Here is a 13,937-nt window from a genome sequence, read left to right on the forward strand (position 1 = left end):
GGGCCACGAGTGCGGCAAGCTCGTCGGGCGGCATGGGCGGAGGGGGGGCCACGAGTGCGGCAAGCTCGTCGGGCGGCATGGGCGGAGGGGGATCCACGAGTGCGGCAAGCTCGTCGGGCGGCATGGGCGGAGGGGGATCCACGAGTGCGGCAAGCTCGTCGGGCGGCATGGGCGGTACGGGCGGTACGGGCGGTACGGGCGGCGGTTACGAGGCGGGAACAGCAGGGGCCGGAGGCGCACAGGTCTGCGGTGACGCCACCTGGGCGCACTGGAGTCCCGGAGACCTCCTCCTCCCCGGTCGGTACAAGGACCGGCCGATGGGCACGGTGTTCGATCCGACGACGGCGTCGGATACGGTGTTCGATTCGGTGACGGAGCTTCAGTGGCAGCGCGGCGTGGTACCGGATCCGAAAACCGGGAAACCGGGGGATTTCACCTGGGAGGGCGCGAAAAATGAATGCGAGCGTCTCGTTCTGGAAGGACATGATGATTGGCGGATGCCGTCACGCATCGAGCTGGTCTCGATCGTGGATTACGCCACCGTTCGTCCCGCCATCCCGGATGCAAAATTCCCAGGGACGGTCAATGTCGATGAGGATTACCTCTGGTCGTTGCCCATCGCAAAATCCTCGGATCCAGAGCATCCAGAACTGCCAACGAGAGCGTGGTGCGTCCACGTTCTCGACGGTGCCAGCGTGGAGTGCATGGCGAGAGGAGAGAAGCTCGTCCGTTGCGTTCGAGGGGGAAAGCCCACGAGCGGAGAGCGCTGCGTGAACCAGCTCGACGGGGAGGAGAAGACCGTGACAGACAAACAAACGGGCCTGACGTGGCAGCGTAACGTGGACGGCATAAGCCGCTTCCGAAAGGAGGCGACGGATTACTGCAACGAATTCGGGCTCGCCGGGCTCACATGGCGGCTCCCGACGGTTCAAGAGCTGCGAACGATCGTGGACCATGCCAGACTCGATCTAGCACTCGATCCAGAGTCGTTCCCCGAGCCAGAACCGTGCCCCGCTCTAGAACCGTGCCCCGATTGGTACTGGTCGTCCACCGACTACCCCTACGCGTTGGACCATGAGGAGCAGGCGTGGGGAGTGGGTTTCAAGGTCGGTCACGACGTCATCAAGAAGGAGGAGATCGACAAGGGTCGCGTTCGTTGTGTTGCTGACGATGGGCCTTGAACCTGCCCCGTGACTCGGCCCGCGCCGGCCCATCCGCCGGACGCGGGTCCTCGGACGGGCGACCAGATGGAACGCCAGGGGCCGCCTTGCCTGACCCTGGCTCTTTTGTCAACCTGGCCCCTTGCTGTCAGGGCGAGGATGCTGTCCCCTGGCAGGGACTCTCTTCTGGGTCTCGCGTTTGCCCTCCCCGACCCGCGCCTGCTCGATGGACACTCTCGTCAAGACCGGTGACGTCCTCCTCGGCAAGTACAGGGTCGAGCGCGTGCTCGGAAAAGGCGGCATGGGCCTCGTCGTCGCGGCCCGCCACCTCCAGCTCGGCGAGCTGTTCGCCATCAAGTTCCTCCTGCCTTCCACGCCCGAGCAGCCGGAGCTGTTCGAGCGTTTCGTGCGCGAGGCGCGCGCCGCGGCTCGTCTCCGGAGCGACCACGTGGCCCGGGTCCACGACGTCGGCCGCACGGAGGCGGGCGCGCCGTACATGGTCCTGGAGTACCTCCAGGGCAGCGACCTGCGGGACCTCGTCCGCAAACAGGGCCCGCTGCCGGTCGACGACGCCGTGCTGTTCGTCCTGCAAGCCTGCGATGGGATCGCCGAGGCGCACGCGACCGGGATCGTGCATCGCGACCTCAAGCCGGCCAATCTCTTCCTGATCCGCCGCCCGAACGGCAGCCCGAGCGTCAAGGTCCTCGACTTCGGCGTCTCCAAGCAAACAGGCACCGACGAGGTGGAACTGACCACCACGGGCGCCATGCTGGGGTCACCGATGTACATGGCGCCCGAGCAGGTCGCATGCTCGAAGTCGGTCGATGCGCGGGCCGACATCTGGGCGATGGGGGCTGTGCTGTATGAGCTCGTGACGGGCCGAAGGCCGTTCGACGCCGAGACCGTTCTCATGCTGGTCGCGCTGGTGGTGCAGGCGGAGCCGGCGCTGCCGTCCGAGCTGCGGCCGGACCTGCCGCGGGCCGTCGAGGCGGTGATCCTGCGCTGTATGCGCAAGCGGCCCGAGGAGCGATTCCAGAGCATCGGCGAGCTCGCGGCGGCGCTGCGCGAGGCCCTGGCTCCGGCCGCCCTGGCGGCGTTTGACGGCGCGACGATCGCACATCCTGTGCGGTCGAGCGTGGCCTCGACGCCGGACCTGCGGCCGTCGAGCGTGCCTTCGCCGGCGCTGGCGCAGACGTCTGCAGCGCCCCTGGGTCCTTCGCTGATATCGACCCTCCCGGTGGAGGCGCCTGCCGCGCCCCTCGCGGCCACGCCGGAGGGGGCGAGTACGACCGTCGATCCGAGCAAGACCGCCAGAGAGCCCGCGCCGGAGCTCCACGAGCTCAGCGCGCGGAGAGCGACCGGCGGCGCGCCGGCCCCGCGCCGGAAGACGGCGGGCATGGCCGTCGGCGCAGCGGTGGGGCTCGCCATCCTGGGCGGCGGGGCATGGTTCGTCCTCGGTCGCTCCTCCGGGACTGCTGCGGCGCCTGCGTCGGCGGCGCCGGTTGTCGCGGCGCCTGTCGAAGCTGCGGCGCCTGCCGGAGCCGCGGCGCCTGCGCCGCCTCCGAGCAGCACGGCGGCGATCGTCGCGGGCGAGGCATCGCAGCAAGGCCCCGCTCCTTCGAGCACGCCCCCCGCGCCAGCTGCCCCCGCCGCTCCGAGCCCGCCGCCCGCGCGGCCGTGGGCGCCGGGCCCGACGACCCAGCGTCCCACCCTCTGGTAACCTGGCGCCATGCCAGGTCTCCCGTTACGCCCCTGCACGCTCGCCTTGACGCTGCTGCTCGTCCCCGCAGCTGCGCGTGCGCAGGCAGCCGATTCAAAGGCCATGGCGGCGGCCCAATCCCTCTTCGAGCAGGCCGTCGAGGAGATGGACAGGAAACAGTACGCGAGCGCCTGCCCCAAGCTCGAGCAGACGACGCAGATGCTCCCCGAGGCGCTCGGGGCGAAGGAGACGCTGGCGAGGTGCTACGAGGCCCAGGGCCGGCTCGCGAGCGCGTGGGCGCAGTACGGGCTCGTGAACGCGCTGGCGAGCCGCGCCGGTCAGACCCAGCGCGCCGCCGCGGCGGGCAGGAAGGCGGCGGCCTTGAAGCCGAAGCTCGCGACCTTGACGGTGGAGCTGCCGGACGCCGTTCGTGGCCTGTCAGGGATCTCGATTGCGAGCGACGGCCTCGCGCTGGGCGCCGCCGTCTGGGGGACGGCGCTGGCGGTCGACAAGGGCGAGCACGTGATCGAGGCCAAGGCGCCCGGGTATCGCCCCTGGTCGAGCAAGGTCGCGATCGGCGAGGATGGCGCACACGCGCGCGTGGAGGTGCCCATGCTCGAGACGCTCGAGGAGGAGGAGGAAGCAGCTCCGCCGCCCACGCCTGCGCCCGTGATGTCCGCCTCCGTGCCCCCGCCCCCGCCGGCGCCGGCGCCGGCACCTGCGCCCGCGCCGGCGGCGCGCCCCTGGCAGCGACCTGTAGGCATCGCCGCGACCGTCGCCGGGGCCGCGGGGCTCGGGGCGACCGGGGTGCTCGTGGCGCTCGCCGTCGGAAAGAAGAACGCGAGCAACCAGGACGGTCATTGCGACGCGCTGAACACGTGCGACGAGACCGGGCTCGAGCTGCGCGCTCAGGCGAGGGGGTTCGGGAACGGGGCGACCGCAACGCTCGTGGTCGGCAGCCTGCTGGCGGCGGGCGGCGTGGTGCTGCTCGTCACCGCACCTCCGGGGAAGGACAGGCCAGCAACGACGGGCGCCATCCGCTGGGGAATCGATGTCTCGCCGGCGCGGGTCGGGGTGCAAGGAGCGTGGTGAAGGCCGGCTCGACGAGCCTTCCCTGACGCCCAGACGGTCTCACGGATTGGCGATACTGGTGTAGTACCACCTCTGGTTGGCCTCGGCGTGGCAGGGGAAGAGCTTTATCGGCGCACCGTTGTACGAGCTGGCTCCCCAGACGTCCGCGCACATCGCCGGGTTGCCGATCGAGACGAGCCGCCCCAGGAGGTCGCGGTTCCACTTCTGGTTGCTGCCGCCGTCGCACTCGTCGTAGATCAACGCGTCGCCGCTCTGGAGGGTCTGGCCGTCGAGGCACTTGCCGTGAACGCGTAGCTCGCTGTCCACGGTGCGGGTGAAGCGCTGGTTGTCGTTGGTCCCCGAGCAGTCCCAGGCTTGGAGCACCGGAGCCCAGCCTGCGCCCGGGGCGTCGGCGCAGCGGCCGATCTGGCTCTCGAGGTTGAAGGTGGCCCCGCCGATCCCCGAGTCGCTGCGGCGCCACTCCTGGTTCTCCCCGCGGTGACAGTACTGGAGCAGCAGCGGCGCTCCGAGGTCACGGTTCTGATAGCCGATGTCGATGCACATCGAGCGGCCATACTCGTCCGTGATCCCACGCAGCATGACCCGGCCCGGGAGGACGATATCCCACCTCAGGTTGCCTCCACTGCGGCAATCTTTCACCGCGATCGGGCTCAGTCGACTTGTCCCCAGGGCGTTGAGGCACATGTCTTTGTGGACTCTCAGCTCGCCGGTCGTGGCGTTGTAGCTCCAGCGCTGGTTGGCGTTCCCTGGCACGCAGTCCCACATGAACACGTGGGTCCCGTCCACGGCGTGCGGCGCATCGAGGCAGCGGCCGTGCATCATGCTCACCAGCGAGAACGCCGAGCCGCTGCCGGTATCCGCCACGCCGGCTTCTCCCGCGGAGCCGGCTCCATCCATGATCTCGAGCGCCTCGTCCGCGTCGCCGATCCTCTCGGCCGCCGCGCCATCCACGTCGTTCGAGCTGTCGCCCGCCTCCATGTCGGCCTCTACCACGCACCCCGTGGCGACGAGGCTGGCTCCGACCACAAGCAGCGAGAAGCGACGCCCCACAATACTTTTCATGACCATGAATCTCCTGTCGCATGTCCCTGAGGTGCGTCGGGCTTCGGTGATGAAGCGCCGTTCCCTCGGTCCGCCTGGAGCGTCAGAGCATCGACTGTGCCAGCTCGGATAGGTGAGCCGCGCACCGCTGGCCGTGCTGTGCAGCGCCAGGAGCGCCAGCTGGCGCCCACGCTCGAGGCGGCGGCGTCCGCCAGGCCGAGGCCCCCGTGTCTCGAGGCCGGTCCGACGGCGGTCCCGTCCAGCGTGGGGCGCTGCCGGAACGCCGGCAGGCTCGAGTCGGCCATCGCGCCGCCTGGAGCCCAGCAACCGTCGCTCGGCAATTCTTGCTCACCCGGCGGGAGAGACGTCGTGAGGCCAGTCTTGCGCCATGTCGCACGCCGAACAACGGGCGGAGGGCGCTGGCGCCGAGCAAGGATTGCCGAGGTGGAGCAATGCTTGCGTCCCTTCTGCGGCGTGGCGAGCAACGATTGCTTGACCGGCGCCGCGCCCCCGCGCTGCCTCGACGCTGCGACCTGGCCCGCGAGTTGCCATGCTGCCGGAGAGGGATGCGGCCTGCAGCTCAACAATTCACAGCGAGACAGCGCAATGCAACTTCAACGTGGCTCTTCGATGACAAGGAATCTCGGGGACGCGCCGCGCGCGGCCCAGCCGGACGCCGCGGGCGTCCTCTCGGCCCCCGCACAGCGGACGGGGCGATCGCGCCTGCGCCGGGCCACGGTGGCCCTCGCGGCGACGTTCGCGGTGGGCTGCGCGGACACGGCCGAGCCGCTCCAGGACGAGCCGGTCGCCGCTGAATCGGCGCGTCTCATGGCCTCTCCGCCGTCGCCGGTCGCGCTGTGGCACCTGGATGAGGATTGCTCGAGCACGACCGTGATCGACGATTCGGGCAACGGCGCCCACGGCGTGAGGCACAACGGGGCGGGGTGCGGCGCAGGCCGCGTCGATCGGGCCGCCGCCTTCGACGGCGCCGACGATCGCATCGAGATCCCGGACCGCCCCGCCTTCCACTTCACGACGCAGATGACCGCCGCGGCGTGGGTGCAACCGTCGAGCACCTCGGGCCTCCGGACCATCGTCAACAAGTGGTATTCGATGGATTCGTACGCGCTGTTCCTGCAGGACGGTCAGTTCGGGTTCAGCATCGCTCTCCCCGGCAATGGCTGGGGGACCACGGTCACCGTCGCCGCCCCGGCGAGCCCGGGCGTCTGGTCGCACGTCGCGGGGGTCTACGACGGGACGCGCGTCTCGCTCTACGTGAACGGCGCCCTCGTCGCGTCGACCGCCGTCTCGGCAGAGCCCCGCGCGCTGCAGGACTCCACGCGGCCCATCGTCATCGGCAATCACCCCTCCTGGAACGCGTACGCGGGGACGATCGACGAGGTGCGCCTCTACGATGTCGCGCTGACCGCCGCGCAGGTCAAGGCGCTCACCAGGGACATCTACCATGTCGCGACCACCGGGCTCGACACGAACCCGGGCACGCTGGCCAGGCCCTTCAAGACGCTCGTGAAAGCGGGGCAGATGGCGCAGGCCGGCGACACGGTCTATGTCCGCGGCGGCACCTATTATACGGACAGCACGAGCCCGGTGAAGCTCGACCACCTCGGCACCGAGGAAGAGCACATCGTCTTCCAGCCCTATCCCGGCGAATCGGTCGTGCTCGACGGCAGCCTGGGAGGAGGCAGCAACGAGAACATCCTGCAGATCCGAGGAGCGTACTACGACATCCTCGGGTTCGAGATGCGCGACGCAAAAGGCGTCGCGATCAGCCTCTGGAAGTGGGACGGGTCGAGCAGCGGCCGGCATATCCGCATCGCAGGGAACACGATCCACGGCTCGTTCAAGGGCGCCGTCTATCCCGGGCACGAGTCGACCCATATGCGGTTCGAGAACAACGTCGTCTACGACAACGTGAAGATCAACGCAGACAAGCGCCTGTTCTGTCACCAGGGCGGGTGGCCGTCGGCGGTGAACCTGACGCGGGGCGACGACGTGGTCGTGGGCAACACCGTCTACGAGAACTTCGGGGAGGGGATCGGCGCCTATGGGACGAACCACCACGTCGCCGACAACGTGCTCCACGACAACTACAGCGTCGATCTCTACCTGAACAACCTCGCCGACTCGACGATCGAGCGCAACTTCATCTACTCGCTGAGCAAGCCGGCGTTCCACCGGCCCTACTGCCCGGACGGCGTGAGCTGCCCCGATCGACCCGCCGGCGACACGACCTGCTCGTGGCCCGGGGACCTGCGGATCCCTGCCGCGGCGGTGGGGATCGCGCTCGCGAACGAGGACCCGGACGACGTCCTGCTGGACAACAACCGCGTCCGGAACAACATCGTCGTCGGTCCCGGCCCCTCATCCATCCCCCGCCGCACAGTCCTCCAGCTGAGCGCGTGGGGCGGCACGGGGCCGAGCGATATGGGTGGAACAAGGATCGAGAACAACACGGTGGTTGGCTCCGGAGACGCGGAGCTGTTCGGCATCCGGGGCCCCGCGCCCTCCACCGCGGGCGGGCGAGCCCAGGTCGTCAACAACATCTTCTACCAGCTGAGCAGCGACAGGCCGCTGACGAGGTTCAGTCACACCGTCAGGATCGACTTCGCCAGCAACAACTGGTTCGGCGGCAACGGAAGCTCCTCGCCGGGAGGCTCTGGGCAGAGCGCGAGCGACGTGGTCGGAGATCCGCTGCTCGTCAACGAGAACGGCATCGATCCCGACGACTTCCGGCTGCTGGGCGGCTCACCCGTCAGGAACCAGGGGACTCTCCTCGCCGACGTCCAGGAGGACTTCTTCGGCACCCCACGCCCTCAGGAGAGCGCCCACGACATCGGCGCCCACGAGGTCGTCGCCGGCTCTCTGGAAGAGGAAGAGGCCCTGTCCGGCAGGCCGATCGCGCGATGAGCGGACCAGATGCCGGCGAGGCGCGCTGGGTAACCGGCGCTCTCAGGACGGACGCTTCGCCGGCCGCACCGCGATGCCGTACTGCTTCAGCTTGAACACGAACGTGCGCGTCGGCATCCCGATGAGCTCCGCCGCGCGCGTCTGCACCCCGCCCGTCGCCTCGAGCGCCTCCTGCATCCGCCGGCGCTCCAGCTCCTTCAGCTCCTCGGCGATCGGCCGGAATCGCGGCGGCGCCCCCGGCGGCGAGGAGGGCGTGCCCCCACCGGCCGCCGCGCCCCCGCCCGCCGCCGCGCCCCCACCGGCCGGCGCCGCCGCCCCTCGCCCCACGATGCGGTCCGGCAGATTCCACAGCTCGACGACCTCGCTCTCCGCCGTCGCCGCCGCGAACTCCATCGCATTCTTCAGCTCGCGCACGTTGCCAGGGAACGCATAAGCGGCGAGGGTCGACTGCGCGGCCTCCGAGAGCTCGACCGGCGCCTTGCCGCCCCGGGCGCGCGCCTCGGCCAGGAAGAGGCGCGCCAGGATCGGCACCTCGCGCGGCCGGTGCCGGAGCGGCGGCAGCTCGACCACCGCCGTGCTCAGCCGGAAGAGCAGGTCCTCCCGGAAGCGGCCCGCGCGGCCCTCGGCCTCGAGGTCGCGGTTCGTCGCCGCCACGATGCGGAAGTCGACCTCGCGCTCGCGCACGTCGCCGAGGCGCGTGATCCGCTTCGCCTCGAGCGCGCGCAGCAGCTTGGCCTGCGCGCCGAGCGGCAGCTCGCCGATCTCGTCGAGGAACACCGTGCCGCCGTGCGCGCGCTCGAGCAGGCCCGGCTTCGGCGCCCGCGCGTCCGAGAACGCGCCCCGCTCGTACCCGAACAGCTCGCTCTCGACGAGCGTCTCCGGGAGGGCCGCACAGTTGAGGGTGATCAGCGGCTTGCTCGCCCGCGCCGACCAGTGGTGCAGCGCCGCCGCGGCGTTCTCCTTGCCGGTCCCGGTCTCGCCCAGGACGAGCACCGAGAGCTCGCTCGCGGCGAGCCGGCGGACGAGCTCGAACACGCGGATCATCGCCGGGTCGGCGAGCACGACCTCGCGCTCGCCGACGCGGTGCCGGACGGCGGTGTCCGCGGCGACGGCCACCGTCCCCGACCCCGCGATCGAGGCCGCGGCGGCGGCGCCGGAGACGAGCGTCTCGGCATCGCCGCCGTCCGCCGGGTACGCAGCGACCCCGCCCCGGATCCCCGACCCGAGCGGCGCGAGCGCCTCCAGCAGCTCGAGCATCGCCGCGCGCGCCGCCTCGGCCCCGAGCTCAGGCATCAGGACGACGAGCTGCGCGCCGCCGTCCCAGGCGAGGACGTCGATGAGCCGCAGCGCCGCCGCGGCCGCGGCCCCCGCGACCGCCTTGTCCCGGACGCCGCCGGTCGACACGACGGCCACCGCGAGCGGCCTGCCGTAATCACCCGCGCGCTCGATCTCTTCCTCGAGGCGCCGGCGCCAGTGGCCCGCATCGACGAGGGCGCGGTCCGGCGCCCGGGGCTCGCGCCGGAGGATCAGCACGGCGTCGCCGATCGTGACGACGTCGCCGGACGAGAGGAGGCGCGAGCCCTCCAGCCGCTCGCCGTTGACGAGCGTTCCATTGTGGCTCTTCAGGTCGATGACCTGCACCTCGCCGCCGACGACGAGGAACTTCGCGTGCCGCCGGGACGCCGCCGCGGCGGTGACGCAGATCGCCGCGTCGGAGGAGCGCCCGACGAACAGCACCCCCTCCCTCGGCAGCGGGCACCGCCGCGACGAGGATCCGTCGATCACCAGGAGATAGGCGTCGGCGTCCAGGTCACCGCCGGAGAGCTCGCTCTGCTGGAGGCTCTCGGTCTTCGCGCTCGAGGTCGACTTTCTCACCGTATCTCCTCATTCACGATGATACCTCGGCCCGGAGGAACAGCGCTTCGACGCGGTTCGGCCACGAAGATGCGCGGAGCGAGAGAACGACGCCTACGTCATCGGCCGCGGCCCGCCGCGAGCGCCTCCTTCCCCGCGCGCCCCATCCGCCGGATCGCCGCCTCCCGCCGCAGCGCCTCGCCCTTGCCGGCCGCCGTCTCCACGTGGACCACCGCGAGCGGCCCCCGGCCGCGCGTGTACCGCGCCCCGCGCCCCGCCGCGTGCTGCGCGAAGCGCGCCTCCACGTCGCGGGCGATGCCCGTGTAGAGCGACCCGTCGCCGCAGCGCAGGATGTACACGTGCCAGGCCTCGGTCACTCCTTCGGCCCCTCGTTGTAGCCGCGCGGCCGGTACTTCGGGTCGACGCCGCCGTGCTTCGCGCCGTTGTCGAGCGTGTCGATCGCGAGGTACGCGAGCCACGTCCCCGGGTGCTCCTCGGCGAGCTGCCGGAGCTCCGCCTCGTACGCCGTGAGCCGCTGCTCGTCGTGCAGGCACTGCAGCGCGAGCGCGATCAGGCTCAGCTCGTTCGGGCCGAGCTCCATGCCGCGCCGGTAGTGCGGGAAGGCCTCGTCGGGGCGGTGCATGCGGCAGAGCGTGTCGCCCGTGTACACGTGGGCCATCGGCCAGCTCGGGGCGAGCTCCACCGCGATCTTGCTCTCGGCGAGCCGGGCCGGGAGGTCGCTGCGGGCGCCCTTCATGACCGAGTAGTTGAGGTGCGCCTTGGCGCTGTTCGGGACGGCCTCCTTCGTCGCCGCCCAGAAGTCGAGGTCGTTGCGGTAGTCCATCGCGTGCCGGTAGGCCTGCGCGCACTGGAAGCCGAAGAAGAGCACGAACAGCGTCGGCGTCACCCACGCCCGCCACGACCAGCGCGCGCGCGGCGCGAGCGTCGAGCCCGCGAAAGCCTCGTGGAGCCACGAGAACGCGACGGCGAGGACCAGCGACGAGCCGATGGCCGGGAAGTACCAGAAGCGCTCCGCGCGCACCGTCGGCAGGACGACCGGGATGTTCGAGTGCGGGAAGTAGCTGACCACGATCCAGGTCAGCCCGATCGCCACGAGGCACAGCCCCGCGTAGCCGCGGCGCAGCGGCACCCAGACGCTCCGGTCCGCCGTCGCGGGGCAGGGCAGGGGGCGCGCGCCCTCGACGAGCAGCCCGAGCCCGAGGAGCAGCGCGGGCAGGAACGGCAGCGGCCAGAGCACGAGCGGCAGCGCCCGGAGCAGCGGGACGCGCCCCGCCGGGCGGAGCACCTGCCAGTCGTACGCGGCGAGCGCCGCCGCCCCGGCCGCGAGCAGCGCCCCGGCGAGGAGCAGCGACCACCGCCGCGACGTCGCCTGGCCGCCGTCGACGAGGAAGGCGGCGCGCACCGAGCGCCGCTCGCGCCGCTCGAGGTGCTCGCGGCGGAGGGACGCGATCCAGAGCGCGAGCGAGCCGAGCGGGGGCAGCACCATCATCGCGGCGCCGGCGACGCTGCCGAAGAAGACAAGCCGGTCGGGCGTCGGCTCCTGCGGGTACGAGTAGTCGCCGCTGAGCGTCCACGGGAACACGAGCTGGGTGAGGCCGCGCCAGTAGACGCGCAGGGCGCCGGCGATCCGGTGCGGGGTGTCCGCGGTGCTGAGCGGGTTGTTGAGCGGATCGCGCGGCAGGGGCGCCTGGTGGAACCAGACGAGCAGGTCGTGCAGCGCGCGCTTCACGAGCGGCGTGCCTTCCGCGAGCGGCGTCGTGAGCTCGGCCGGCAGGGGCGACGGGAACCAGCGCCGCCGGAGCTCGACGTACAGCACGAACGCCGCGCCCGCGGCGAGCAGCGCGAGCAGCGACCGGACGAGCCGCGCCGGCCGCGTGGGGTGCGTGAGGGGCGCCGCGATCAGCGCGGCGAACGGGATCAGCGGCACGCAGACGAGCGCGCTCTCCTTGGAGAAGAGGCCGAGGAGCACCGCCGCGAACACGCCGAACGGCATCGCCCACGCGGGCAGCGTCAGGGCGGCGAGGGCGGCGATCGCGCCCATGCCCCCGAGCACGTCGGCGATGCCCACGATGCCGCTGACCGCCTCGGTGAGCACCGCGCAGCCCACGAAGATGAGCCCGGCGAGGTAGGCGAGCCCGCGCTTGCGCGTGAGCCAGAACGTGACGCACGTGAGCAGCGCGCCGTTCGCTGCGTGGAAGAGGACGTTGTAGAAGTGATGGAAGAACGGCTGCTTCGTGACGGCCCAGACGGTGCGCCAGAGGAGGTTCGGCAGCGGGCGGTAGGAGCCGACGCTCCGGTCGGGCGGCAGCCCCCAGAAATCGCGGTGGATCGCGTCGATGAAGCGGAGCCCGCCCTTCGCGTTCACGTACGGGTTGGCGAGGAGCGCCTCCTGCTCGTCGAAGATGTAGTTCGTCGACGGAGCGCGCGTGAAGAGGATGACGGCGATCACCGCGAGCGGCGCGACCGCGGACAGGAAGGTCGGGTCGAGCGCGAGGAAGTAGTCGCGCACGCGCCGGGCGACCCGCCCGAGGAAGGTGGTCGGCTCGGCCGGCGGCTGCGCGGACGGCGGCTGCGCGGACGACGGCGGCGCGGACGACGGCGGCGGCCCGAACGGCGGCGCCATCGCGTCGGCGAGCGCGCCGGAGGTGGGCTCCGGCGCGGCCTGCTCGCCGGTGGCGTACGGGGGCGGGTAGGTCACGCCGCGCCCCTTCAGCCCTTGCCGTCCGGCGGAGCGCCCGGCGCGCCCTCCGGCTCGGGGATGGACCAGATGTCGCCCCAGAGCGGCTGGCCGCCGTCGATGCCGTAGACCGCGCCGGTGATGAAGTCGTTCTGGTCGCTCGCGAGGAAGACGATGAGCCGCGAGACCTCCTCCGGGGCGGCGAGGCGCTTGAGCGGGGTGGCGCGCCGCGCGAGATCGAGGAGCTCGTCGCCGTACTGCGACGTGCCGCTCGACCGGATGTTGCTGCCGGGGGCGACGGCGTTGACGCGGATGCCGAGCGCCGCCCACTCGACGGCGAGCGAGCGCGTCAGGTTCTCGACGCCGGCGCGCGCGGCGCCGGTGTGGGCCATGCCCGGGAAGCCGCGGCTCACCGACGCGGTGACGTTCACGACGCGGCCGCGCTGGGCCGGGATCATCGCCCGCCGGGCGACCTCGCGGGTCATGAAGAAGGTGCCGTTCAGGTTGTTGCGGACGACCGCCTCCCAGCCCTTCGGGGTCATGTCGATGGCCGGGCTCGGGAACTGGCCTCCGGCGTTGTTCACGAGGACGTCGATGCGGCCGAAGCGCTCCAGGACCTGGCCGACGAAGGCGGCGATCTGCTCCGGCTCGCGGATATCGCACGGCGCGGCGAGCACGCCGTCGCCGGGGACGCCGTCGCCTTCGAGCGTCTTCGCCGCTGCCTCGAGCTTGTCGGGCTTGCGGCCGCAGATCGCGACCTTCGCGCCGAGGTGAGCGAGCTCGCGCGCGCATGCGAGGCCGATCCCGCTGCCCCCACCGGTGACGATCGCTACCTGGTTTCCGAAGAGTCCTGGGGCGAAGATCGAGCGCACCTGGGTCACGCCCCGCGTTTACAACGGGTCAGCTGGCGGCGCCACAAGCTGGGCGGTCCCGGGGTGTACCCGGCGTTCCAGGCAGAACGGCCGTCGTTCGGGGGCGCTGGCCCGCCCGGCCCCGGCGGCCGGCGCGGACTTCGCCATGGCTCAGCGATCGCCCAGCGCGTCTGCCAGGGTCGTCGCGGTCAGCACGCGGTCGAACCACCGATCCAGCTGCGGGATGTCGGCGCTGTTCACGCGCGCGACAATGTCCTCCGGCAGCGCGCCGAACCGCGCGCCGAGCAGCTTGAGCAGTGTGTGCTGCAGCCCTTCGCGCCGCCCCGCTTGCAGCCCTTCGCGCCGCCCCGCTTGCAGCCCTTCGCGCCGTCCCTCCTGCAGCCCTTCGCGCCGCCCGTGCTCCACCAGCTTGTCGGCCACCGACACGACCTACTCCTTTCCTTTGGGCTGCATCGGTCGGCCCTCATCCTGCCTCACCGTCGCGCCGCCCGCAGCGCCTTTCAAGCGGCGCATTTTCGAACGAACTGGCTTACTTGCGCGCAATCGCGCCGCCTCTGCCCACCTCGGAGGCGCCCTCGTCCTCCCGGCGCCGG

Annotated in this window: 10 protein-coding genes; 4 read left to right on the forward strand and 6 right to left on the reverse strand. The window is 71.5% G+C overall.

All coding sequences use genetic code 11. The features are described from left to right. Positions 1–317 precede the first annotated feature (317 nt). The 3 genes from WME75_RS05925 (at position 318) to WME75_RS05935 (ending at position 3,951) form a co-directional block, all read left to right on the forward strand. On the forward strand, positions 318–1,181 hold the full coding sequence (locus WME75_RS05925; protein WP_437487128.1) for a DUF1566 domain-containing protein: 864 nt from the start codon (positions 318–320) through the stop codon (positions 1,179–1,181). 205 nt (positions 1,182–1,386) lie between these two features. Beyond that, complete coding sequence (locus tag WME75_RS05930) at positions 1,387–2,880, forward strand: serine/threonine-protein kinase (protein WP_437487129.1); 1,494 nt, start codon at positions 1,387–1,389, stop codon at positions 2,878–2,880. Between the two features lie 102 nt (positions 2,881–2,982). Further along, positions 2,983–3,951, forward strand: a complete 969-nt coding sequence (locus WME75_RS05935) for a hypothetical protein (RefSeq protein ID WP_437487130.1) — start codon at positions 2,983–2,985, stop codon at positions 3,949–3,951. 39 nt (positions 3,952–3,990) lie between these two features. On the opposite strand, the gene WME75_RS05940 is transcribed toward WME75_RS05935, so the two are convergent. After that, positions 3,991–5,013 carry a ricin-type beta-trefoil lectin domain protein gene (locus tag WME75_RS05940; protein WP_437487131.1) on the reverse strand — a complete coding sequence of 341 codons (1,023 nt, stop codon included), beginning with the start codon at positions 5,011–5,013 and terminating at the stop codon, positions 3,991–3,993. Positions 5,014–5,622: 609 nt separating this feature from the next. On the opposite strand from WME75_RS05940, the gene WME75_RS05945 reads away from it, so the two are divergent. Next, positions 5,623–7,920: a LamG-like jellyroll fold domain-containing protein gene (locus WME75_RS05945; protein ID WP_437487132.1), complete on the forward strand. Its 2,298-nt coding sequence runs from the start codon at positions 5,623–5,625 to the stop codon at positions 7,918–7,920. A 42-nt stretch (positions 7,921–7,962) separates the two neighbouring features. Here the strand turns inward: WME75_RS05945 and WME75_RS05950 are convergent, their stop codons facing one another. The 5 genes from WME75_RS05950 to WME75_RS05970 form a co-directional block, all read right to left on the reverse strand. Next, positions 7,963–9,795, reverse strand: coding sequence for a sigma 54-interacting transcriptional regulator (locus WME75_RS05950; protein ID WP_437487133.1), 1,833 nt, complete (start codon positions 9,793–9,795; stop codon positions 7,963–7,965). A 98-nt stretch (positions 9,796–9,893) separates the two neighbouring features. Then, on the reverse strand, positions 9,894–10,151 hold the full coding sequence (locus WME75_RS05955; RefSeq protein WP_437487134.1) for a GIY-YIG nuclease family protein: 258 nt from the start codon (positions 10,149–10,151) through the stop codon (positions 9,894–9,896). Continuing rightward, entirely contained in the window at positions 10,148–12,493 is a 2,346-nt protein-coding gene (locus WME75_RS05960; protein ID WP_437487135.1) for a tetratricopeptide repeat protein, read from the reverse strand. The genes WME75_RS05955 and WME75_RS05960 overlap by 4 nt, the downstream gene beginning before the upstream one ends. 11 nt (positions 12,494–12,504) lie before the next feature. After that, a complete protein-coding gene (locus tag WME75_RS05965; RefSeq protein ID WP_437487136.1) occupies positions 12,505–13,353 on the reverse strand; it encodes an SDR family oxidoreductase in 849 nt (282 codons plus the stop codon). 141 nt (positions 13,354–13,494) lie between these two features. Then, positions 13,495–13,770, reverse strand: a complete 276-nt coding sequence (locus tag WME75_RS05970; protein WP_437487137.1) for a DUF4351 domain-containing protein — start codon at positions 13,768–13,770, stop codon at positions 13,495–13,497. Positions 13,771–13,937: the final 167 nt, after the last annotated feature.

The organism is Sorangium sp. So ce1014 (genome assembly GCF_051521505.1).
Classification (GTDB): domain Bacteria; phylum Myxococcota_A; class Polyangia; order Polyangiales; family Polyangiaceae; genus Sorangium.

Excerpts from the sequence above, each read along its gene's own strand:
- WME75_RS05925 (WP_437487128.1), top strand. The coding sequence starts at position 318 with ATGGGCACGGTGTTCGATCCGACGACGGCGTCGGATACGGTGTTCGAT.
- WME75_RS05935 (WP_437487130.1), top strand. The coding sequence starts at position 2,983 with ATGGCGGCGGCCCAATCCCTCTTCGAGCAGGCCGTCGAGGAGATGGAC.
- WME75_RS05940 (WP_437487131.1), bottom strand. The coding sequence starts at position 5,013 with ATGAAAAGTATTGTGGGGCGTCGCTTCTCGCTGCTTGTGGTCGGAGCC.
- WME75_RS05930 (WP_437487129.1), top strand. The coding sequence starts at position 1,387 with ATGGACACTCTCGTCAAGACCGGTGACGTCCTCCTCGGCAAGTACAGG.
- WME75_RS05945 (WP_437487132.1), top strand. The coding sequence starts at position 5,623 with ATGACAAGGAATCTCGGGGACGCGCCGCGCGCGGCCCAGCCGGACGCC.